The organism is Pseudomonas sp. 7-41 (genome assembly GCF_021233075.1).
Classification (GTDB): Bacteria; Pseudomonadota; Gammaproteobacteria; order Pseudomonadales; family Pseudomonadaceae; genus Aquipseudomonas; species Aquipseudomonas veronii.
In genome coordinates this window covers 36,361-59,438 of record NZ_CP089552.1, presented here as the reverse complement: position 1 = coordinate 59,438, position 23,078 = coordinate 36,361, and the positions used below count along the sequence as shown (strand labels likewise).

20 protein-coding genes and 3 pseudogenes are annotated in these 23,078 nt (G+C 54.3%); 14 read left to right on the top strand and 9 right to left on the bottom strand.

Annotated features, from left to right (window positions below; translation table 11 throughout):
- Positions 1-3: 3 nt before the first annotated feature.
- The 7 genes from LQ249_RS30680 to salA all read right to left on the bottom strand — a co-directional run bounded on the left by LQ249_RS30680 (position 4) and on the right by salA (position 7,113).
- Positions 4-927: an acetaldehyde dehydrogenase (acetylating) gene (locus LQ249_RS30680; protein WP_016355711.1), complete on the bottom strand. Its 924-nt coding sequence runs from the start codon at positions 925-927 to the stop codon at positions 4-6.
- Between the two features lie 20 nt (positions 928-947).
- Positions 948-1,733 carry a 2-oxopent-4-enoate hydratase gene (gene dmpE, locus LQ249_RS30675; protein WP_232566697.1) on the bottom strand — a complete coding sequence of 262 codons (786 nt, stop codon included), beginning with the start codon at positions 1,731-1,733 and terminating at the stop codon, positions 948-950.
- Between the two features lie 9 nt (positions 1,734-1,742).
- Entirely contained in the window at positions 1,743-2,612 is an 870-nt protein-coding gene (locus LQ249_RS30670) for an alpha/beta fold hydrolase (RefSeq protein ID WP_232566696.1), read from the bottom strand.
- Between the two features lie 7 nt (positions 2,613-2,619).
- Positions 2,620-4,080 (bottom strand): 2-hydroxymuconic semialdehyde dehydrogenase, encoded by a 1,461-nt coding sequence (locus LQ249_RS30665; protein WP_134939344.1) that lies wholly within the window; start codon positions 4,078-4,080, stop codon positions 2,620-2,622.
- 34 nt (positions 4,081-4,114) lie between these two features.
- Positions 4,115-5,038, bottom strand: a complete 924-nt coding sequence (locus tag LQ249_RS30660; protein ID WP_134939343.1) for a catechol 2,3-dioxygenase — start codon at positions 5,036-5,038, stop codon at positions 4,115-4,117.
- Between the two features lie 14 nt (positions 5,039-5,052).
- On the bottom strand, positions 5,053-5,373 hold the full coding sequence (locus LQ249_RS30655) for a 2Fe-2S iron-sulfur cluster-binding protein (protein WP_134939342.1): 321 nt from the start codon (positions 5,371-5,373) through the stop codon (positions 5,053-5,055).
- Positions 5,374-5,808: 435 nt separating this feature from the next.
- Positions 5,809-7,113 carry a salicylate 1-monooxygenase gene (salA, locus tag LQ249_RS30650; RefSeq protein WP_134939341.1) on the bottom strand — a complete coding sequence of 435 codons (1,305 nt, stop codon included), beginning with the start codon at positions 7,111-7,113 and terminating at the stop codon, positions 5,809-5,811.
- Between the two features lie 148 nt (positions 7,114-7,261).
- Here salA and nahR point away from each other — a divergent pair, with 148 nt between their 5' ends.
- Both nahR and LQ249_RS30640 read left to right on the top strand, forming a co-directional pair.
- Complete coding sequence (nahR, locus tag LQ249_RS30645; protein ID WP_134939340.1) at positions 7,262-8,164, top strand: HTH-type transcriptional activator NahR; 903 nt, start codon at positions 7,262-7,264, stop codon at positions 8,162-8,164.
- 636 nt (positions 8,165-8,800) lie between these two features.
- Positions 8,801-9,781: an IS5 family transposase gene (locus LQ249_RS30640; RefSeq protein WP_232566695.1), complete on the top strand. Its 981-nt coding sequence runs from the start codon at positions 8,801-8,803 to the stop codon at positions 9,779-9,781.
- Between the two features lie 561 nt (positions 9,782-10,342).
- Here LQ249_RS30640 and gstA read toward each other — a convergent pair.
- Positions 10,343-10,948 (bottom strand): glutathione transferase GstA, encoded by a 606-nt coding sequence (gene gstA, locus LQ249_RS30635; protein ID WP_134939338.1) that lies wholly within the window; start codon positions 10,946-10,948, stop codon positions 10,343-10,345.
- Positions 10,949-11,705: 757 nt separating this feature from the next.
- Between gstA and LQ249_RS30630 the strand changes: the two are divergent.
- The 12 genes and pseudogenes from LQ249_RS30630 to LQ249_RS30575 form a co-directional block, all read left to right on the top strand.
- Positions 11,706-12,738 (top strand): annotated as a pseudogene (locus LQ249_RS30630) (IS110 family transposase).
- Between the two features lie 502 nt (positions 12,739-13,240).
- Positions 13,241-14,227, top strand: a complete 987-nt coding sequence (locus LQ249_RS30625) for a 2Fe-2S iron-sulfur cluster-binding protein (RefSeq protein WP_134939499.1) — start codon at positions 13,241-13,243, stop codon at positions 14,225-14,227.
- A 127-nt stretch (positions 14,228-14,354) separates the two neighbouring features.
- Positions 14,355-14,681 carry a non-heme iron oxygenase ferredoxin subunit gene (locus tag LQ249_RS30620; RefSeq protein WP_134939500.1) on the top strand — a complete coding sequence of 109 codons (327 nt, stop codon included), beginning with the start codon at positions 14,355-14,357 and terminating at the stop codon, positions 14,679-14,681.
- 52 nt (positions 14,682-14,733) lie between these two features.
- Entirely contained in the window at positions 14,734-16,083 is a 1,350-nt protein-coding gene (ndoB, locus tag LQ249_RS30615; RefSeq protein WP_134939501.1) for a naphthalene 1,2-dioxygenase system large oxygenase NdoB, read from the top strand.
- A gap of 15 nt (positions 16,084-16,098) precedes the next feature.
- Positions 16,099-16,680: an aromatic-ring-hydroxylating dioxygenase subunit beta gene (locus LQ249_RS30610; protein WP_134939502.1), complete on the top strand. Its 582-nt coding sequence runs from the start codon at positions 16,099-16,101 to the stop codon at positions 16,678-16,680.
- Between the two features lie 69 nt (positions 16,681-16,749).
- Positions 16,750-17,529, top strand: a complete 780-nt coding sequence (gene hcaB, locus LQ249_RS30605; protein WP_134939503.1) for a 3-(cis-5,6-dihydroxycyclohexa-1,3-dien-1-yl)propanoate dehydrogenase — start codon at positions 16,750-16,752, stop codon at positions 17,527-17,529.
- 46 nt (positions 17,530-17,575) lie between these two features.
- Entirely contained in the window at positions 17,576-19,027 is a 1,452-nt protein-coding gene (locus tag LQ249_RS30600) for an aldehyde dehydrogenase (RefSeq protein ID WP_134939504.1), read from the top strand.
- Between the two features lie 27 nt (positions 19,028-19,054).
- Positions 19,055-19,963 carry a 1,2-dihydroxynaphthalene dioxygenase gene (nahC, locus tag LQ249_RS30595; protein ID WP_134939505.1) on the top strand — a complete coding sequence of 303 codons (909 nt, stop codon included), beginning with the start codon at positions 19,055-19,057 and terminating at the stop codon, positions 19,961-19,963.
- Between the two features lie 72 nt (positions 19,964-20,035).
- A complete protein-coding gene (locus LQ249_RS30590) occupies positions 20,036-20,671 on the top strand; it encodes an OmpW/AlkL family protein (protein ID WP_232566694.1) in 636 nt (211 codons plus the stop codon).
- 45 nt (positions 20,672-20,716) lie between these two features.
- Positions 20,717-21,721, top strand: a complete 1,005-nt coding sequence (locus tag LQ249_RS30585; protein ID WP_134939507.1) for a dihydrodipicolinate synthase family protein — start codon at positions 20,717-20,719, stop codon at positions 21,719-21,721.
- 204 nt (positions 21,722-21,925) lie between these two features.
- Positions 21,926-22,528 (top strand): 2-hydroxychromene-2-carboxylate isomerase, encoded by a 603-nt coding sequence (locus tag LQ249_RS30580; RefSeq protein ID WP_134939508.1) that lies wholly within the window; start codon positions 21,926-21,928, stop codon positions 22,526-22,528.
- Between the two features lie 17 nt (positions 22,529-22,545).
- Positions 22,546-22,735: pseudogene (locus LQ249_RS30575) on the top strand (hypothetical protein); the annotation flags it as partial.
- 159 nt (positions 22,736-22,894) lie between these two features.
- On the opposite strand, the pseudogene LQ249_RS30570 reads toward LQ249_RS30575, so the two are convergent.
- Positions 22,895-23,014: pseudogene (locus LQ249_RS30570) on the bottom strand (type II toxin-antitoxin system RelE/ParE family toxin); the annotation flags it as partial.
- Positions 23,015-23,078: the final 64 nt, after the last annotated feature.

The window sequence follows — 23,078 nt, the reverse complement described above, 5'->3', positions numbered from 1 at the left end:
CTCTCACGCGAACGCGATGTCGCGACGCGGCAGTTGAATGGTGCCGGCGGCGATTTCCTCGGCGAACATCTCGCCGGTGCGCAGCGCGGCGGCGGTCATGATGTCGAGGTTGCCGGCGTACTTGGGCAGGTAGTCGCCCAGGCCTTCGACTTCCATGAAGATCGACACGCGGTTGCCGTCGAACACCGGGCCGTTCTTCAGTCGGTAGCCGGGCACGTATTTCTGCACCTCGGCGATCATCGCGTGGACCGAGACGGTGATCGCGGCCTGGTCCGGCTCGCTGTCGGTCAAGCAGTGGATGGTGTCGCGCATCATCAGCGGCGGCTCGGCCGGGTTGATGACGATGATCGCCTTGCCCTCCCTGGCGCCGCCGACCTGCTCAATGGCTCCGGCGGTGGTGCGGGTGAACTCGTCGATGTTCTTGCGCGTGCCAGGGCCGACAGAGCGCGAGGACACGGTGGCGACGATCTCGGCGTAGGCCACAGGCTGCACGCGGGAGACCGCGGCGACCATAGGGATGGTTGCCTGGCCGCCGCAGGTGACCATGTTGACGTTCATTTCCAGGCGGCCGACGTGCTGCTTGAGGTTGACCGGCGGCACGCAGTAAGGGCCGATGGCCGCTGGGGTTAGGTCGACCATCAGCACGCCAAGCGCGTTGAGCTTGCGGCTATTCTCGGCATGCACATAGGCCGAGGTGGCGTCGAAAGCGATGCGGATGTCGTCGTCCAGCACATGTGGCAGCAGGCCGTCGACGCCTTCGGCTGTGGTCTTCATGCCGAATTCGCGGGCGCGCTTGAGGCCATCGGAGTTGGGGTCGATGCCGACCATCCACACCGGCTCGATCCACTCGGAACGGAGCATCTTCATCACCAGATCGGTACCGATATTGCCGGGGCCGATAATGGCCGCCTTGAGTTTCTTGCTCATGGGGGTTGTCCTCTGTTCGATCAGGTGAAGCGCACGGAGGCGCTGCCGATGCCGCCGATCTCGACGCGCATGAAGTCGCCGGCTTTGACCGGCTCCAGGGGTACCAGCGAGCCGGAGAGGATCACTTCGCCAGCCTTCAGCGGGATGCCGAAGCGGCCCAGGGTGTTGGCCAGCCAGGCCACGCAGTTGACCGGCGAACCCAGGGCCGCGGCGCCGGCACCGGTGCTGAGCAACTGGCCGTTCTTCTCCACCAGCATGCCGCAGGTGACTAGGTCGACCTGGCGTGGCGACACCGCCGTGTCGCCGAGCACGAACAGCCCGCAGGAGGCGTTGTCCGCCACTGTGTCCTCGATCTTGATTTTCCAGTCGCGGATGCGCGAATCGACGATCTCGAAGCAGGGCATCACGCATTCGGTGGCGGCCAGCACGTCGGCGTTGGTTACGCCGGGGCCGAGCAGATCTTTTTTCAGGATGAAGGCGATCTCGCCCTCGGCCTTGGGCTGCATCAGCCTCTGGCTGATCGGCATGGCTTCGCCGCTGTTGAACACCATGGCGTCGGTCAGGTAACCGAAGTCGGGCTGGTGCACGTTGAGCATGTTCTGCACCGCCTTGCTGGTGACGCCGATCTTCTTGCCGATAATCTTCTCGCCGGCGGCCAGCCGGCGTTCGAGCATGCGCAGGGAGATGTGGTAGGCGTCATCGATGCTGATGGCGAGACCGCGCTCGGTCAGCGGCGCGATCGCCTCGCGGTTGACCATCGCCTGGTACAGCTCGTCGCCGAGCTCGTTGATTAATATCTGGTCCATAGTTCTCTCTCAGGAAAGGGGGGCGGCCTCGGCGAGGAAATCCTCGACCAAGCGGGCGAAACGGCCGGCGTGCTCGATCTGGGTCCAGTGGCCGCAGTGGCCGTAGACGTGCAACTGGGCGTTGGGGATCAGCTCGGACAAGGCCAGCGAGGCGGACAGGGGGATCACTCGATCCTCGCGGCCATGGATTACCAGCGCCTCGTGGGGCAGGGTGCTGATCTGTTTCGGGTCGCTGGCCAGGCCGTCGACCCAGCGCTGGCGCGGCGCCGGGAACATCGCGGCGAACGACTCTTGGAAGCCTGGACGGATGCTCGCCTGGTAGCGCAGCTCTGCCAGCTCGTCATTGACTAGATTGCGGTCATAGGCGAATACATCAAGCAGGCGGCGCATCTCTTCAAATGAAGGGTTGTAACCCCAGACTGCATCCAGCCCCTCTGTGATGGGGAAGGTCACGCCGACGCTACCCATCAGCACCAGCCGACGCACCCGCTCGGGGTGACGGATGGCCAGGGCCAGCGCCAGGCCGCCACCAAACGAATTGCCGACGATGTCGGCCTGGGCGATGCCGAGCGCGTCGAGCACGCCGATGGCATGCTCGACCCAGCGCGCCTGGTTGTAGAAGGCATCAGCCGGGCGTTCACTGAAACCAAAACCGAGCATATCTGGGGCGAGCACCCGGCGGTTCTGGGCCAGCTGCGGAATTATCCCACGCCAGTTGGCCCAGGCAGTGACGCCGGGGCCGGAGCCGTGAATCAGCAGCACCGGGAAACCTTCACCCTGGTCATGCAGGTTAGTGCGCCAGCCCGCAGCGAGGATCTGGCGACCCAGTTCGGGGCTAGGTTCCGTAACCTGCGGGGGGGCCTTCAAGGATGCAGTCATAGGCACCTCAGAGTTTCACGCAGATGTTTTTTAGCTCGGTGTAGAACTCCAGCGAGTGCACCCCCCCTTCACGGCCGATGCCCGACTGCTTGCTGCCGCCGAAAGCGGTGCGCAGGTCGCGTAGGAACCAGCTGTTGACCCAGACGATGCCGGCCTCGATCTGCCCGGCGACGCGGTGGGCGCGCGAGCTATTTTCGGTCCAGATCGCCGATGCCAAGCCATAGGGCAGGCTGTTGGCCAGTTTGACTGCCTCCTCTTCGCTGTCGAACGGACGGATATGGCAGCAGGGGCCGAAGATTTCCTCGGTGACCACCGCCGAATCGTCGGCCAGCCCGGTCCAGATGGTCGGTTGCACCCAGGCGCCGCCAGCCAGGTGCGCCGGCATGTCCGGCACGCCGCCGCCGGTGATGACGCTGGCGCCGTCGTCGAGCGCCTGCTGGTAGTAGTTGAGGACTTTTTCACGGTGTTTGAGACTGACTAGCGGACCGAAGTTGCTGCTCGTGTCGTCCGGCGGACCGATCACCAGGCTCTCGGCACCAGCCTTGAGGCGGGAGACGAACTCGTTGAAGATCGGCCGCTCGACATATACCCGCTCGGTGCCGAGGCAAACTTGGCCACAATTGGCGAAGACTGAGCGCAGGGTGCCCTCAATGGCCTTGTCCATATCGCAGTCGGCGAAGACGATACCAGCGTTCTTGCCGCCCAGTTCCAGCGACACCTGGCGCACGCCCTTGGCGGCGGCGCGCATAATGGTTTCGCCAGTGCCGGTCTCGCCAGTGAAGGTGATGGCGTCGACGTCCGGGTGGGCGGTGAGGAAGGCCCCTGCCGAATCGCCGCCGAAACCGTGTACAACGTTGTACACGCCTGCTGGCACGCCGGCGGCCTGCATCACCTCGCCGAGCAGGGTGGCGGTTAGCGGGGTTTCCTCGGATGGCTTGACCACCACGCAGTTGCCGCAGGCCAGCGCCGGGCCGACTTTCCAGGTCATCAGCAGCAGCGGCAGGTTCCACGGGCTGATCACCCCGATCACCCCCTTGGGCCTGCGCACGCCGTAGTTGAGCGCACCAGCACCGTCCGGGGTAGCCATCTCAAAGGCTTCATTGGCTACATTCTTAAGCAGGTCGGCGAACACCTTGAAGTTGGCCGCCCCGCGCGGAATGTCGATGTGCCTGGCTAGGGATTTAGGCTTGCCGGTGTCCAGGCATTCGGCCTCGAGGAACTCGTCGAAGCGCGCCGTGATGCCATCGGCCACTCGATGCAGAATCTCAGCGCGCTCCACTACCGTCATCTTGCCCCATGGCCCCTTGAGCGCGGCACGGCCAGCCTTGACCGCGGCGTCGACCTCTGCGCGGCCGGCCTCGTGGACACTGGCGATCACTTGGCCGTTGATTGGGTTGATATCTTCGAAAGTGCGGCCGCTGGCCGAGCCGATGAACTCACCGTTGATGTAATGCTTAATCTCTTTCATTTGCGCTACCTCTGGAATATATCGACTCGGGCCTTCAGGTCAAGACAGTCATGAATCGTTCATTGAGCACCCGGTCATGATAGAAGATCGCCTTTCCCAGGTCCTTAGCCATCCAGGTCACAGGCTTGTGATCCGGGTAACTGTAATCACCGCCGCAAAACACCTCGTTGCGGTTGCCAGAGGGATCGAAAAAGTAAATAGTCTTACCGTGGGTTAGACCATGACGGGTCGGACCGATGTCTATTGAGGTGTCGGTCATGCTGATCAGGTCGGCGGCGCGCAACACATCCTCCCAACTCTCAAGGAGGAATGAGGCATGATGGAGCTTGCCCTTCTCCGCATGCTGAATAAAAGCAACATCATGTGCCTTGGTCGACAAACTGAGAAATTGAGCTAGGCGTTTACCTTCTGCATCGATTACTTGCTCGGCTAGATAGAAGCCTAACACCTCGGTAAACAGATCATTTGTGGCTTGTAATTCGTCGCCATACAGCAAGCAATGGTCGAAGCGTACAGCCGCCATCCCTTTCAGATCGCGCGGCCAGGCCTCGGGATTAATCTCATTCACACCCCATTTACCAGTGTATTCCTTGTCCACATACAACTCGAAGTGATGTCCAGAGGGGGCCTGGAAGCGCACGCGCCTACCGCAGCCGTTCAGTTCGCCCGCCGGTACATGCTCGATGGCACAGCCATATGCCAGCAGATCCTGCTCAAGTTGCCGGAGAGAATCCTCATCTACCATCTTGAAACCCATAAAATCCATACCAGGCTCATCGGCTTCACGTAGCACCACGGAAAACTTGTCAACTTCTGTCCAGGCCTTCAGATAGACACGGCCGTGCTCGTCACGGTCCATCTCGATCAGGCCTAATAAATCGACGTAGTGTTTTAGGGCCTCGGCCATATCCAGTACCCTTAGCTGCACGTGGCCGGGGCGCATTATCCCTTTACTCATGGCGTCACCTTTTCTCATTGTTGTGGGTTGACTATTTCTTCGTTTGGGGGGTTTGAATAACGTTCGATACATAAATCACTACGGGCAAACAGTCGGCATGCCAAGGCGTAACCTTGTTCTCGAGCCTCTATAGATAGGTGCTTGCAGCTCATACGTCCGCATTCGTAATCACCGGTCAGCACCCGCACCTTACACACGCCGCACCCGCCGCCGCGACAGCCAACTGGTAAGCAGTACTTGTTCTGGGCCTCCATAGCACGCAGCACTGACTGCTGCGGCTGGCAGACGAAGCTCTCCCCATCAGGCCGCACAGTGATTTCAAAGACAGTTTGCATCCCGCCTCCATCGACACCTGCGTCACTGGGCACCGCTGCAGGACCCCAAAAGACAAATCCTAGCCAGCTTGGTGATTGCTAGGGAAGTATTGATTGTCATCGCGCGAGCTCTGATTGTGGAACGGAACGAGCGCTTGTTATTGGTTTGCATTGTTATCTCTAGCGGTGCTCTTCGGCACAGCGTGTAGGAAATACTAATGGGTTACCGTGGTGTCTGCGTTGCCCTGGTACCAATGCGGTGGCTGCCCGTGTTTAGATCAGAATCTAAGTTTATCTACAGATCCAACGGCTCTCATCAGCGTCGGCCTAGCGGCTGAAGCAAAGTGATATCTTGCACCTAGCACCAAAGGCAAACCCATACGCATCACGTAACCCGTGCGCAGAAAATGCTTCAATACTTGCCGTCGAAACCCCAGCCACAATCTACACGCCCACTTACCCTTGACGCTGCGCAATTTGGTCACGCGGCTCCCACCCCATGCGCACTCGGGCCTCAGCCAGATCGGTGTCGAGGTCATGGTTCCATAGCCAATCAAAGCGGGTCGCCAGGGTCTCCCCCAGCAGTTGCTCGTTCGCACCGACGATGGGGTCGCGCAATTCGTATAGTTCGCCGGTTTCGAAGGAGGTTCGCTGCACGAGACAGGCACGAGGGCGGCGTAGGTCGTCGTAGGCTTTAAGCAGCTCGGGTAGAGTTTCTGCATCCGCATGAGGATCGCCCAGCAGACGAGCGAGAAAATAGGCGTCCTCAAGCCCCTGAGCGGCACCGGCACCTTGATGCGGAAGCATAGCGTGGGCTGCGTCACCGATTAGGACGACCCGACCATGCACATAGGTTGGCAGCTCCGCCAAATCATGCAATGCCCAGAGAGTGGGGTTCGGGATGCACTCCAGTAGGATACGTGCGGCATCCCCCCACCCGAAGAAAGCATCAAGCATATCGAGCTGGCTCACTTCCCGGACCCAAGGGGCATCGGCGGGCCAAGTTGGCTCCGGCTGGCTACGGTCGGAAATGAAGGCTACCACGTTGATGCTGCTACCATTTCTTACAGGGAAGGTAAGAATATGGCCATCGAGTCCTAAGTACATCTGCGGTACATCCACCAAGTGCTCGGCGATGCCATTGATCCTATAGGCTTCGCGCAGTTGCAGGCTATCTACCATCCCCCGGAATGCACAGGTGCCGCTAAAACGTGGTCCTAGATGGGCCAGTCCCTGACCTTCCAGCACATGACTACGAAGCGCTGACTTAATGCCGTCGGCACCGATTAGGAGATCGCAACGGTACTCCGTGCCGTCGGCGAATAGCACTTGCAGTTCACCACCCTGCTGTTCGACCTCGGTGGCACGCTTCCTGAATTGTGCGATGCCTTCTGGAAGGTGTCTTACTAGGGCGTCAAGGAAATCCGCCCTGTGTACAGAAGACTGACCTACGCCCGGCGCAATGGTGGCACCTAAATAGCTAGCATCGCTCCCGCGCCGCCATTCAAACCAAACATCCTCCCAAGGCTGTGGGGTACGATCAGCAACCTGCAGGTAGGCCTCACCCAAACCCAAACCGGCAATGGCGCGCACGGCGTTAGGCCCGAAGGACACACCAGCACCTACTTCACCGAACGCGGGGGCCGCCTCGAATAGCTGTACCTCGAGATGGGAGTGCTGGCACAAGCTCAATGCCAAGGCGACACCTGAAATTCCGCCGCCGATTATACCAACGCGCAAGGCCGGTTTCTTATTGTTCATGCAATACCTGTCAACTTTATTATTGGATGCCTCCAACAATAGCGAAGCTATAACTATTGATAAATACACTAAATCCTATACTATATATTCGCATTGAGAATAATGCTGCCGTTCAGGCAGAACGACAGCGACAACATAGCGAGGCTCCATGGAACTACATGACCTGGATTTAAACCTGCTAGTAGTATTCAATCAGTTGCTCGTCGACAGGCGTGTCTCTACCGTCGCGCAAAGCCTAGGTCTAACCCAACCTGCCGTAAGCAACGCCCTGAAGCGCCTGCGCACCGCACTGCAGGACGAACTATTCGTACGTACCCACCAAGGCATGGAACCTACGCCCTACGCTGCCCATTTAGCCGAGCCCATCGCCCATGCCATGCACAGTCTGCGCGAAGCACTACATCACGAAGAGCGCTTCGATCCTCTGACCAGCGAGCGCACCTTCACCCTGGCCATGACCGACATTGGTGAGATATATTTCATGCCCCGGCTGATGGATGCGCTCACTCATCAGGCCCCCCATTGCATAATCAGCACTGTACGCGACAGCTCGGTGAGCTTGGTACAGTCGTTACAAGACGGTACAGTAGATTTGGCCGTAGGCCTGCTACCCAACCTACAGGCCGGCTTCTTACAGCGTCGGCTGCTCCACAACCGCTACGTGTGCCTTTGCCGTAAGAACCACCCGGCCACCAGAGAGCCACTGACCTTGGAGCGCTTCTGCGCCTACGGCCATATACGAGTCATCGCCACCAGCACTGGCCACGGCGAAGTAGATTCCCATATGGCGCGGGCCGGCATCCGACGTGACATCCGCCTAGAGGTTCCGCATTTCGTCGCCGTCGGCCATATCCTCCAGCATACGGAGCTACTCGCGACCGTACCTGAGCGCTTCGCTGACTGCTGTGTAGACCCCTTCGGCTTGAGCGTGCTGCCTATCCCCATCGACCTACCAGAAATCCCCATTAACATGTTCTGGCACGCAAAATACCACAAGGACCTAGCCAACATCTGGTTGCGACAACTGATGTTCGATTTGTTTTCGAATTGAGCCACAATCCGGGGTGATCGTTGGGGCTATCAGTAATCTTGAGCAGCCGCTCGCATATTGGTTGGCAACCGAGGAAGCCAAGCAACTAGCTACTCATGCAGGGGGACCTTAGCAATACGCCAGTCGCACCGACTGTGCCATTCCTAGGTTTAGGTATGTTGAGGGCGGCAAGGCGTCCGTAGATTGGCCACTGGAGCCGGTTACGCTGGCTGCGTCGCTTGAGGCGCTTGCCGCCAACCGAAAACCACCGAGACGTGTCAGATTTCCCTGTACTGCATGGTGCTTGAAGAATCCACTAACCACTCGGTTAAGCGACTGACCACGACTCAAACTGGCTCATGACGTCGGCGTTTTAGCTTATCCCGAATGGCCAGCAGCATCGCACGCCTCCACTCCTTGACCGTCAGCCACAGGATTTGAAACCCACCGGTTCTGTTGGTCCTACAAGTGTGTAAAGCCCAGGCAGTCAAAAGCCTCCGGTTTACCCAAGGCTCGCTTCCTACAATTTCTCGCAGCAAAACGATCAAACTCGATCAGTCGTGTCTTCAAAGCGTTGAGCGATAAACCGAACCTAGGGAATCTCCGAACAAGTCCCGGTTATGCGAAAATCGCCTGACCACCTGATCCGAGCCTCCCATGAGCCAGATGAGCTTTTCCGATTTCGAATATGCCAGCAAGCGCAAGCAGACACGCCGCGAACGCTTCCTCGCCGAGATGGATCATGTCGTCCCCTGGACAGGTCTGCTGGGCCCGATCGAACCGTTCTACCCCAAGGCCGGCGGTGGCAGAAAACCTTATCCGCTGGAAACCATGCTGCGCATTCACCTGCTGCAGAACTGGTTCTCCCTGAGTGATCCGGCCATGGAAGAAGCGCTCTACGAAATCACCCCCATGCGCCAGTTTGCACGCCTGACGTTGAGTGCGCCGATACCGGAAGACACCACGATCATGAACTTCCGGCACCTGCTGGAGAAACATCAACTGGCTCCTGCAATCCTCGCGGTCATCAACGGTTATTTGCAGGAAAAAGGCCTGTCGCTGCGCCAGGGCACCATCGTCGATGCCACTATTATTCATGCCCCAAGCTCGACCAAGAACAAAGACGGCGAGCGTGATCCCGAGATGCATCAGACAAAGAAGGGTAACCAGTATTTCTTCGGTATGAAGGCCCACATCGGCGCTGACGTTGAGTCTGGACTGGTTCATCACGTCCATGGCACTGCGGCCAATGTGGCCGATGTCACTCAAGTCGCCGAACTGCTCCACGGGGAAGAAAACGCGGTCTATGAGGACGCTGGCTACACCGGTGTCGAGAAGCGTGAAGAGCACGAAAATCGTAACGTGATCTGGCAAATCGCGGCGCGGCGCAGCACGTATTCCAAGCTGAACAAACGCAGCCTGTTGTACAAAGCCAAGCGCAAGATCGAGTACTGCAAAGCGCAGACACGCGCCAAGGTCGAGCATCCGTTTCGGGTCATCAAGCGCCAGTTTGGTTACGTGAAAGTACGCTTTCGTGGGCTGATGAAAAACACGGCCCAACTGACCACGCTGTTCGCCCTGTCGAACCTGTGGATGGCTCGAAAGCGACTGATGGGTTTGGGTGAGTTGCGCGCTTAACACGGAAAACCGAGCGAAAAACGCGCTCGACTCACACTGCATCAGACCGTTTTCAGAAAAATAGCGCTATGTGCCTGGCAAATTACGGCTTGCCACCGCTGCGCGGCAAGTTGATCGGAGCATCCCTAGGGTTAGAAACTTATTTCAGAGACAGCACACTAGATCAAGCTTGGCAGGGGAATTAAAGAGTTCAACACGGCTTTTCAATTAAATGAGATGACAAAGATCGCTGGCGACTACTGCAGGAAAACACTGGTGTCCAGGGGATAGGCTCCGGTAGTGTTTCTCCGCCTACTGATGCGTCGGCACTGACCAATCTGTATCGGACGGGTTCGATTCCCGGTTTGGAACTGAGCTGGCCCTGAAAGTAGACGGGCTTGGAATCCTTTCCAGCGACCTATTTCGACGACTGCTGCCGGAGCTGATGCTGAAGCCGTCAAATACCCAGACCTAGGAACGCAGCCACGAGCCACCCGCAAGTTACACAGGATGGTTCGTACCGCGTCCTGTAAAAAGTGGAGAAACACTTATTTTCAGGATCAACCCAACGATTATCGTGCCTTAGCCGAGCAGGCCCTCTCTTTTGAGGGCCGCCTGTATGGCAGGACGCCCGGCGATGCGCCCCAGGTATTCGTTGATCGTGGGCCAGGACGCAAGATCGAACTGCACCAATCGCGACCAACCCAACACGGTAAACAGATAGGCATCGGCAACCGTGTAACTGTCGCCGAGAAGGAACTGTTTGCCCGCAAGCTGTGCCGCGACATACTCACACCGCTTTGTCAGCGTCTGTTTGATCTGTATTTTCCATTCATCAGGCGCGCAGGGATTGAACAGGGGGCTAAAGGCTTTGTGCAACTCCGATGTAATGAAATTGAGCCATGAGTACAGGTGGTAGCGTGCCATGCTGCCGGCCGAAGGTGCCAGGCTCTTGTCGGCGCGATCTGCCAGGTAGAGTAAAATCGCCGACACTTCGGTTAGCAGCTCGCCATCATCGAGTACTAACGCAGGCACGTAGCCCTTGGGATTGATGGTGCTGAAATCGATATTGGACTCCGTCCTATGCGTGGCCAGATCCACTTTTTCGAGCGCAAAGTCAAACCCGGTTTCTTGTAGCGCGATGTGTACGGCCAGCGAACAGGCACCAGGTGCATAGTACAGTTTCATAAGTGTGTCTCCTTGTTGTGGTGGCAGTTACAAACCTGCGTAAGCGGGATAATTGGGGGTAGCCTTTTTCACCTACGGTATAGACAGTGGAGATATCAAGCGGATTGAACGGCGTGGCCATGCGCCAGCACCGATAGGTCGGCGTTGGCGAGGAATACTCCCCACCACGATCAATATACACTTGCGGCTCCAGGTCAGCCTAGGTACGTTCGGCAGCAGCATGACCGCCGAACAAGAGCAGATACCCTGAACCGCTCGCGAATGGCCTGTTTGATAGCGGTGGGTTTCAAATACTGCGGCTGACGGTCAAGAAGCGGATGCGTGCGACGCTGCTGGCCATTTGGGATGAGCTGAAACGCCAACGTCATGAGCCAGTTCGAGTCGTAGGTCAGTGGCTTACCCGGGTGATCAGCGGGTACTTCAATTACCACGCGGTGCCGGGGAATCTGATACGTCTTGGTGGTTTTAGGTTGGCGGTATGCCGTCTATGGCGGCAAGCCCTCAAGCGACGCAGCAAGCGTAATAGACTCCAGTGGTCACGCTACGGACGCCTTGCAGACCTCTATATACCTAGACCTAGAAATGCACATCCTTACCCTGAGGATCACTTCGCGTCACATACCCGAGGCAGGAGCCGTATGTGGTAGTTCCGCACGTACGGATCTATTGGTATGGACGCCCCCATCCACAAACCAGTGGCTTCAACGTGCAATAGTAGAAGTGCTTCAGAAACCACAAACCAAGAGGAGCATCTGGCATGAAAATTATGACCGTTGGTAACGATCTGGCGAAAAATGTATTTCAGGTGCACGGTGTTAATGAACATGGCAAGACCGTTCTGAGGAAGCAACTCAAGCGCGAACAGGTCGCCACCTTTTTGCAATCATGCCGCAGTGCCTGATCGGTATGGAGGCCTGTGGAAGCGCCCACCATTGGGCTCGCAAGCTGCGCAGCTTTGGTCATGATGTGAGGCTGATGGCCCCGCAATTCGTAAAGCCATATGTGAAAACGAACAAAAACGATGTAGCTGATGCTGAGGCTATCTGCGAAGCGGTAGGTCGGCCAAACATGCGTTTTGTGCCGATTAAGGACATAGAGCAACAGGCTGTGCTGTCGCTGCATCGGGTTCGTCAGGGATTCGTGAAGGCTCGGACAGCGCAGGCTAATCAGATCCGTGGGCTGCTGGCCGAATTTGGTCTTGTAATCCAATCCCACAGGGCATCGCACATATCGCCAAGCGTGTGCCGGAGCTTATTGAGGATGAGCACAACGAGTTGCCGGGCTTGTTTCGTCTGCTTGTGCCGCGTCTACAGGAACAGTTGAAGGGGTTCGATCATCAGGTTCGTGAGATCGAGAGTCAAATTGTCGCCTGGCATCGCGTGAACGAAAACAGCCGCAAGCTGGCCAAGATTCCAGGCATCGGGCCAATCAAGGCCAGTGCGATGGTAGCCTCTCTTGGCGATGCCAAGAGTTTCAAGAATGGCCGACAGGTGAGTGCTTGGCTTGGGCTGGTGCCGAAGCAGAACTCCACTGGGGGTAAGACGGTGCTGTTGGGGATGAGTAAGCGGGGGGACTCCTATCTACGGACGCTACTGATCCAGGGGTCACGGTCGATGATCTACGCAGCACAACGAAAAGATATCTCTGACAGCTGGCTTGGCCGGCTACTTAAGCGGCGTAACGCCAATGTGACAGCCGTTGCACTGGCGAATAAAAACGCCCGAATTATATGGGCCTTGTTGGCCTGTGACCGCGAGTTCCGCTCCGATTACACGACCGTCGTCGCGTAATCGGAGTGGCTTGAAGACGTCAACTCACCCCTGTAGTAGACCAACGCTATTGATTGCTCAGGTGAGCATGAATTGATGGCAAAACTGGTAAGACCGTGGCCAAGAAAATCTGACCCGCACAGCGTGCCATGAGCACACGGATCTATTGAGAACTCGGCCAGCGGATTCCATCAGGGACAGCGGCAACGCCGCACCGAAAGTCCAGATGTATGAGTGTAATCTATACCATCGAGCCGTCACAGATTGAAAGCTTGGCAACCCGGGGGCGTCCATGTATGTGCGGGGGGCGGCAGGTAACTGCCGTCCCTACCGCGACCTGGTTACCTGCCTTTCAGAGCGCTCGTTCCACCAGAAAAAAGCGCCATCTCATGCCATTTCATGAGAACGATCCAAGCACCATTATTCACAGCGGTAATACTAATATTCATTTATGCTTTATTGACATATAGGAGTTGGTCTATGAGGATGGTGGACACAAAACCTATAATGACGAATCAGAGCTATGGAACTTCTCGTACAACCGAACAACCGCCGCCTGCCATTTGAGTCCGGTGCTAACCTTTTGGAAGTACTCCGTGAGCACGGTGTGGGTATTTCCTATAGCTGCATGTCTGGACGTTGTGGTACATGCCGCTGCCGAATTACAGATGGCAGCGTCATCAGTTCAGCGGCGGAAAGTGGTGACTCAAACCTCGTCGACGAACATTATGTGCTCGCCTGCCAGTCAGTACTCACGAGCAATTGCGCAATTGAAATCGTAGAAGCTGACGACATAGTCACCCACCCGGCGCGAGTCATCAAAGGCATGGTTGTCGCCATCGAGTCACCCACTCACGATATCCGCCGCATCCGCATCCGCCTTGCCAAGCCATTCGAGTTCTCACCCGGACAGTATGCGATGCTGCAGTTCAGTCCCGAGCATGCGCGTCCTTATTCCATGGCAGGTCTGCCAGATGACCAAGAAATGGAGTTTCACATACGAAAAGTGCCGGGTGGGCGTGTTACAGACTATATTTTCGAGCACCTTCGCGAAGGTACAAACGTCAAGTTGAGCGGGCCTCTCGGCACGGCATATCTGCGTCAGGCCCATACCGGGCCAATGCTGTGTGTGGGCGGCGGGACTGGACTCGCGCCGGTACTGTCGATTGTCCGCGGGGCGCTGAAGTCTGGTATGACGAACCCTATCCACCTATATTTCGGGGTGCGCAGTCAGCAAGACCTTTACGACGTAGACAGATTGTACGACCTCGCCGCTATGCACCCTCAACTCAAAATCCATACAGTGATCGCAACTGGCCCAATTAATCAGGACCAGCGAGCAGGCCTAATTACTGATTTGATCGAAAAAGACATTCCTTCGCTGGCTGGGTGGAGAGCCTATCTATGCGGCGCACCAGCGATGGTTGAAGCGCTTTGCGGCGTCGTGAAAGGCCTTGGAATATCGTCTGAACATATTTATGCCGATGCCTTCTACTCCAGTGGGGTTTGAATTACCCCACCGCCCCTGCATCTCTGTGCATCGAGAATCCCTCAACAAGAAAAACAGCTGCGTCTGATTATTTACGACAGTGGAATGATCTCTGAATCCATAATTTACCCAATTTGAAGATAGCTTTATGACAAAAAGATGGATTGAAGCAGTAGCTCTTTCAGATATCCCTCAAGGGGACGTCCTCGGCGTGACAGTCGAGGGAAGGGAGTTGGCGTTGTATGAAGTGGAGGGCGAAATTTACGCTACCGACAATCTATGCACACATGGCGCCGCCCGCATGAGTGACGGTTTTCTCGAAGGCAGAGAAATCGAATGTCCCTTGCATCAAGGTCGGTTTGATGTATGCACAGGCAGAGCCCTGTGCGCTCCACTGACACAGAATATCAAAACATATCCTGTAAAGATTGAAAACATGCGAGTAATGCTTGATTTGAGCTGTGAGTTTAAATAGGAGGCACCCCGGACCCTAGAGCGTACCCCCATTCCATCTTTTAGGTGAAAGCATGAATTACAAAAATAAAAACTTGGTAAGTGAATCTGCGCTGACTCAAAAACACTTGATTCATGGCGACGAAGAGCTTTTCCAACACGAGCTGAAAACCATTTTTGCGCGTAACTGGCTTTTCCTCACCCATGACAGTCTGATTCCTTCCCCTGGCGACTATGTAACCGCAAAAATGGGAATTGATGAAGTCATAGTCTCCCGGCAGAACGACGGTTCGATCCGTGCATTTCTTAATGTTTGTCGTCACCGTGGTAAAACGCTAGTGAACGCTGAAGCCGGTAATGCCAAAGGTTTCGTTTGCAGCTATCACGGCTGGGGCTTCGGATCCAACGGTGAGCTACAGAGCGTCCCGTTTGAAAAAGAACTGTATGGCGAGTCGCTCAACAAAAAATGTATGGGATTGAAAGAAGTCGCTCGTGTAGAGAGCTTCCATGGCTTCATTTATGGTTGCTTCGATCAGGAGGCACCACCGCTTATGGACTACCTAGGTGATGCAGCCTGGTACCTAGAGCCCATTTTCAAGCATTCTGGTGGTTTAGAACTGATCGGTCCCCCAGGAAAGGTAATCATCAAGGCCAACTGGAAAGCACCCGCAGAAAACTTTGTGGGGGATGCATACCACGTGGGTTGGACTCATGCGTCTTCGCTTCGCTCGGGTCAGTCAATCTTCTCTTCGTTAGCAGGCAACGCAGTGCTGCCCCCTGAAGGCGCAGGCCTGCAAATGACCTCTAAATATGGCAGTGGCATGGGTGTGTTATGGGACGGATATTCAGGTGTGCATAGCTCAGACTTGGTCCCGGACTTAATGGCATTCGGCGGTGCTAAACAGGAAAGGTTGAACAAAGAAATTGGCGACGTTCGCGCGCGGATTTATCGCAGCCACCTCAACGGCACTGTTTTCCCGAACAATAGCTTTCTGACATGCTCGGGTGTCTTCAAGGTATGGAACCCCATCGACGCGAATACTACTGAAGTATGGACCTACGCCATGGTCGAAAAAGACATGCCTGAAGATCTCAAGCGACGCTTGGCCGACGCGGTTCAGAGAACGTTCGGGCCTGCGGGTTTCTGGGAAAGCGATGACAATGACAATATGGAAACGGAATCGCAAAACGCCAAAAAATATCAATCCCGAGATAGCGATCTTATTTCTAACTTGGGTTTCGGCGGGGACGTATATGGTGACACGGCCTATCCTGGCGTCGTAGGAAAATCTGCTATTGGCGAGACCAGTTATCGTGGATTCTATCGGGCTTACGGCGCACATATCAGTAGCTCCAGCTGGGCTGAATTCGAGGATGCTTCTAGTAATTGGCATACCGAGCTGACAAAGACTAATGATCGCTAACAGCCGAGAGGGATTATGATGATCAATATCCAAGAAGACAAGCTTGTCTCCGCCCATGACGCTGAAGAGTTTCTTCGTTTCTTCAATTCCCGCGATATTGCTTTGCAACAAGAAGCCGCCATGGTGCTGACCCGGGAAGCGCATCTGTTGGACATTCAGGCTTACCGGGCCTGGCTCAAACACTGTGTGGACTCAGAGGTGCAATATCAGGTTGTCTCACGCGAACTGCGCGCAGCTTCCGAACGCCGTTATCGGCTCAATGACACCATGAACATTTTCAATGAGAACTATCAACAACTGATGGTTCGAGTCGAGCATCAACTAGATCCGCAAAACTGGGGAAACAGCCCAAAGTTACGCTTTACTCGGTTTATCACCAATCTCCAGGCCGCAATGGATGAGGATGAAGATGTACTTCACATCCGCTCCAATCTGATTCTTCAACGAGCACGACGCGGCAATCAAGTCGATGTCTTCTACGCCACACGGGAAGACAAATGGAAGCGCGGCGAAGATGGCGTGCGCAAACTGGTCCGGCGATGGGTGGATTATCCTGAGCGCATTCTTCAAACGCACAATCTAATGGTCTTTCTGTGACCCAATGATCGTTTCTAAAAATGGTGGACACCACAAGCGCCCACCATTCTCAAAAGGACATTTGTGTGTATGAGCAATCAACAAGTCGTTTCGATAACCGGTGCTGGCTCAGGAATTGGTCTCGAACTGGTTCGATCCTTTAAATCGGCCGGTTATTATGTATCCGCCCTAGTGCGAAACGAAGAGCAAAAGGCAAGCCTTTTCAACGAGTTCAAGGACACACTCGAGATTGTCGTGGGTGATGTACGGGACCACGCAACAAATGAAAAGCTGATAAAGCAAACAATCGATAGGTTTGGCCATCTCGACTGCTTCATTGCAAATGCAGGTATTTGGGATTACATGCTCAGCATCGAAGAACCTTGGGAGAAAATATCGAGCAGTTTTGACGAGGTATTCGACATCAATGTCAAGAGCTATTTCAGCGGTATAAGAGCGGCCCTGCTAGAACTAAAAAAAACTAACGGATCAGTGGTGATGACCGCCTCTGTGTCTTCCCATGCGGTCGGTGGTGGTGGTTCTTGCTACATCGCCAGCAAGCATGCGGTCCTGGGAATGATGAAGGCTTTGGCTTACGAATTAGCCCCTCATATTCGGGTCAACGCCGTTGCACCAGGCGGCACCGTAACATCTCTAAGCGGTCCTGCGAGCGCCGGCTTCGAAAAAACACACATGAACAACATGCCCGGTATCGAAGACATGATCAAGGGCCTAACACCCCTGGGATTTGCAGCCAAGGCCGAAGACGTAGTGGCACCCTATTTGTTGTTGGCATCGCGAGATCACGGAAAATTCATTACAGGTACAGTAATTAGCATTGATGGTGGGATGGCGCTCGGTCGCAAGTAGGTTTGTGCGTACCTTAAAATTATAACTACATTTCTGGTCAAACCGAATGAATACAAAATTGTTTATCAACAACGTCTGGATCAATTCCAGTGACCAACAGACCTTCGATCGAAAGCACCCAGTCAGTGGTGAGGTGATGACGGAGTGTGCAAACGCCACGGTGACGGATGCGTTAAAAGCCGCCCAAGCTGCCCAAGAGGCGTTCCAGACATGGAAGAATGTCGGACCTTCGGAGCGACGCCGTGTTCTGCTTAGAGTCGCTGAGGTTATGGAAAGTAAAACACCTGAGTTTGTCGAAGTGATGGCCAGGGAGGTTGGAGCCTCCGCTCTTTGGGCTGGCTTCAATGTCCAGATGTCAGCCAATGTGTTCCGCGAAGCGGCATCGCTAGCTACACAAATACAGGGAGAAACTATCCCGACGGACAAACCCGACACGCTTTCTATGACTTTACGTCAACCGGTTGGACCGATCCTGAGCATCGTGCCATGGAACGGCACGGCCGTGTTGGCGGCACGAGCTATAGCTTATCCGCTGGTCTGCGGCAACACTGTGGTGCTCAAAGGTTCTGAGTTTAGTCCCGCAACGCATGCCCTGATTACTCAGTGCGTGCAGGAAGCTGGGCTGCCTGCAGGAGCTCTCAACTACATCAACTCTTCGCCTGATCGCTCGCCGGAGATCGCCGACGCATTAATCGCCGCCAAGGAGATCCGACGCATCAACTTCACTGGCTCCACCCGCGTCGGTAGCATTATCGCGCAGAAAGCCGCACAACATCTCAAGCGCTGTCTGCTAGAGCTAGGCGGTAAGTCCCCGCTTATTATTCTGGATGACGCGGACATTGGAGCCGCAGTCAACGCCGCGGTGTTCGGTAGCTTTCTGTTCCAAGGTCAGATATGTATGTCCACTGAGCGTTTAGTGGTTGATGAAAAGATCGCCGATGAATTTGTCGCAAAATTCGCCGAAAAGACCAAGCATTTGAGCGCGGGCGACCCATGCGTGACTGGCGACTGCATTATAGGCCCGATGGTCTCGTCAAACTCAGGCGAGCGGATCAATGGTTTACTCAAAGACGCGATTGACAAAGGCGCCAAAATTGTCTGCGGAGGTGTGGCCAAAGGTGCGGTTATGCCAGCCACGATACTTGATCACGTCAATTCTGACATGAGGATCTACGATGAGGAGACTTTCGGCCCCATCACTGTGGTGATCCGTTGCAAAGGCGAAGCAGAAGCTATTCGCATTGCCAACGACAGCGCCTATGGTCTGTCGTCAGGCGTATTTGGCCACGACATTAACCGCGCATTGCGCGTGGGCATGTCCATAGAATATGGCTGTGTCCACATTAACGGATCGACAGTCCAGAGTGAAGCACAGGCTCCTTATGGGGGCACCAAGAATACCGGCTACGGTCGATTTGACGGCCGTGCGGTGCTCGACGAGTTCACAGAACTCAAGTGGCTAACTATCGAGCCTATCAAGCAGCAGTATCCCTTTTAATCAGTACTAACTTCAAGGACTCAAACTATGAGTGAGAAAGCTGGCGTTATTGAGCTCGGATACATGGGTATCTCGGTCAAAGACCCTGATGCGTGGAAATCATTCGCTACTAATATGTTGGGCCTGCAAGTACTAGATGAAGGTGAAAAGGACCGCTTTTATCTGAGGATGGATTACTGGCATCATCGCATCATAGTCCATAATAATGGACAGGACGACTTGGAGTACCTAGGTTGGCGTGTTTCCGGTAAGCCGGAGTTTGAAGCTCTGGGTCAAAAGCTTATTGATGCCGGTTACAATGTCCGCGTCTGCGACAAAGCCGAGGCTCAGGAGCGTATGGTGCTGGGTCTAATGAAAACAGAAGATCCAGGCGGGAATCCAACCGAAATATTCTGGGGGCCGCGAATCGACATGAGCAATCCGTTTCATCCCGGTCGCCCTCTGCACGGCAAGTTTCTGACTGGTGAACAAGGCTTGGGTCATTGCATTGTTCGCCAAACAGATGTTGCAGCGGCACATAAGTTCTATAGTCTACTGGGCTTCCGTGGGGACGTCGAATATCGTCTTCCACTGCCCAATGGTATGACTGCGGAGCTTTCGTTCATGCACTGTAACGCACGTGATCACTCCATTGCATTTGGTGCCATGCCCTCTACTAAGCGACTCAATCACTTGATGATCGAGTACACCCACATGGAAGACTTGGGATATACCCACCAGCAGTTTGTGAAAAACGAGATTGACATCGCGTTGCAACTTGGCATTCATGCCAACGACAAAGCGTTGACGTTCTATGGTGCAACACCTTCCGGCTGGCTTATTGAGCCCGGCTGGCGCGGCGCTACGTCCATCGACCAATCTGAGTATCACGTTGGGGACATATTCGGACATGGGGTCGAGGCAGCTGGATATGGGTTGGATGTGAAGCTTAGTTGAGATATTGAATAATAGGTATACACCTTGCGTTTCTTTATTAAATAAAAATAATAAATAATATGGAAGAAGTCGATGTTAACAAAAAGGTTTTTCCTCGCTTGTTTAGCAGTGTCTTCGCTCAGCACAGCATGGGCCGATGAGTCGCCTTGGACATACCGTGTAGGAGTGACTAATGTCGCCTTCGATGCAAGCGCCAAAGTTTACTTGGATGGGCACAGGGTGCCAGGAGGAAGTGCTGATGCAAGCGATAACAACGCGCTCACCTTTGACATCGGATACGACATCACCGACCTGTGGAATGTACGTTTTATTTTTGGTGTTCCGCCCACAACCAAAGTTACAGGCGCAGGCTCTCTTCCAGGCATGCAGTTGGGAAAGATTAAATATGCACCAGCTGTATTGACTTTGAACTTTAATCTACCTTCTTTAGGTCCAATTCGCCCTCACATCGGCGCAGGAGTAAATTATACGCGAATTGTGGCGAGTGAGGATACTAATCTCAAATCGTTCGATGCAGACCACGCATGGCCCCCCGCGCTGCAAGTTGGTGCTGATATTGACGTAACTAATAACTGGTTCGTTAGCATCGATATCCGAAAATTGTTCCTAAAAACCGACGCTTCTGGGTACTTGGGGCCCCAAGAGGCAAAAGCTAAGGTAACTCTAGATCCATTGCTGACGTCGCTCGCTATCGGATACAGATTCTGAATAGGTTAACTCTAGATTTTTCACCTAATTGAGGAGTATATTTCTATGTCGAATAAAACTATTAAGCCAGCGCGTATTACTGCTGATGAGATACACGGTGTCTGGGCTATTATGCCAACGCCGGCCACTCCCGATGCTTCGAACTGGCGTAGTGCTAATACAGTTGATGTAAAGGAGACTGCCCGCATAGTTGAAGAGTTGATTGCCGCAGGCGTCAACGGAATTTTGAGTATGGGCACTTTCGGGGAGTGTGCAACATTAACTTGGGAGGAGAAATGTAATTATGTTTCGACCATTGTCGAAACCGTTCGTGGTCGCGTGCCTTATTTTTGTGGAACCACGGCATTGAATACCCGTGAAGTTATCCGCCAGACTCGTGAGCTTATGGATATTGGGGCAAGCGGCACCATGCTCGGTGTTCCTATGTGGGTGAAAATGGATCTACCTACAGCGGTCCAATTCTATCGTGACGTTGCAGAGGCGGTTCCAGACGCTGCCATTGCGATTTACGCCAACCCAGAGGCCTTCAAGTTCGACTTTCCTCGCGCGTTCTGGGCGGAAATGTCAAAAATTCCGCAGGTAGTAACTGCCAAGTATCTAGGTATCGGAATGCTTGACTTGGACCTAACACTTGCTCCCAACATACGTTTCCTTCCACACGAAGACGACTATTACGCGGCCGCACGCATCAATCCCGAGCGGGTGACCGCGTTTTGGTCAAGCGGCTCTATGTGCGGCCCCGCCACCGCCATCAGGTTGCGTGACGTAGTGGAGCAGGCCAAGAACACCGGTGACTGGGTCAAAGCCAAAGACATCTCCGATGATATGCGGGCAGCCGATTCGACATTGTTTCCGCGTGGCGACTTTTCGGAGTTCTCGAAATACAATATCGGACTTGAAAAAGCACGCATGGATGCCGCTGGCTGGCTCACGGCGGGGCCCTGCCGTCCACCCTACAACCTTGTTCCAGAAGACTACATCACTGGCGCACAAAAGTCAGGCAAGGCTTGGGCTGCGCTGCACACTAAATATAGTAAGGAGTTGAAATAGCTCACCTTCTCAGGAAATAAGCGAGATATAGAGAATTTCTTGCTATAGGAATCGCCAGATCAACAGGTTAGTTGATCTGGCAGTAACCAAAGTATAGGCGAGTGCTGATCTTTATGAGCATTGGATGCGGGAAAACGGGGATGCCCCCCGTGATGAGAATACCCTATTATTGCAGGGTTTTTATTGTATTTGGAGTTTTTAATTGTGATTATTGATTTCTATTTCGATTTTTTGAGCCCTTTCTCGTACTTAGCTAACCATCGGTTGGCAAAGCTAGCGCAAGAATATAGCTTTTCCATTCGATATCATTCGATTGATTTGGCGCGGGCCAAAATAGCCATTGGCAATGTTGGACCCTCTAATCGCGACCTTAAAGTCAAATTGGACTATTTGACGGTTGATTTGCAACGGTGGGCCGAGCTTTATGGAATACCACTTGTGTTTCCAGCTAACTATAACAGTCGAAAGATGAATGTTGGAGTGTATTACCCAAGTGACCTGGGGGAGACTGCCGCCTACGTGAATATAGTGTTCAATGCGGTTTGGGGGGAAGGCATGGCTCCAGATTCGGAAAGCCTGGTTACCCTAGTATCCGGGAAGTTAGCCTGGGATCGCATCGCATTCGAGAAATTTCTCACCAGCCACATTGCAGTAGGTAGATACGACGAGCAAACGGAGGCAGCCATCGAGCGTAAAGTTTTCGGTGTACCTACGATTTTTTTTGGCGACGAAATGTGGTGGGGGAATGACCGCTTATTTATGCTCGAGAATGCACTCGCGTGCGCCTTTGATACGGAGAGTAACTAAGGAAACTCGCGGTTTAACATCCCTTCCCCGTAGTCAAGAGCCAGTTTGGCTACACAAAAGTACACTTTTGTGGTTTGTCGAAAAAACATCGCACAGCGTACGACTTTATTTGCTTTGTCGAACCTGTGGATGGTGCGAAAACGCTTGTTGATTGCGTGGGGAAGTGCACCTGTAATGCGGGCTGATCGCCCTGAAGTACAGCGATGAGAGAAAAACAGCATGAATTAAGATAGGAAAGGTCTCTTTTCGAGCGACTTAGTCAGGCAGCAGAAGGTATCAAAAATCGGTGGATACTTCAGGCCTTCCCTAAGGTTTTTAGATCGGTCTTAGCCAAGCGCAAACGTCAGTTGCGCTGCTTTCACAATTCTATCGATCCTCGCGGGAGTGCCACAGGCACAGCAGATAGATGGTGGAATTCACTATCTCGTAACGCATCTCGTACTGGCCGATCTGATTTCGACTCACATCCCTCGGCTCAAATTCTTGATCGGGTCCCAGGAAGTGGTGTAACTCATCATGGCTCTGGCCATTGAATTCGCCGCTTCGTTGA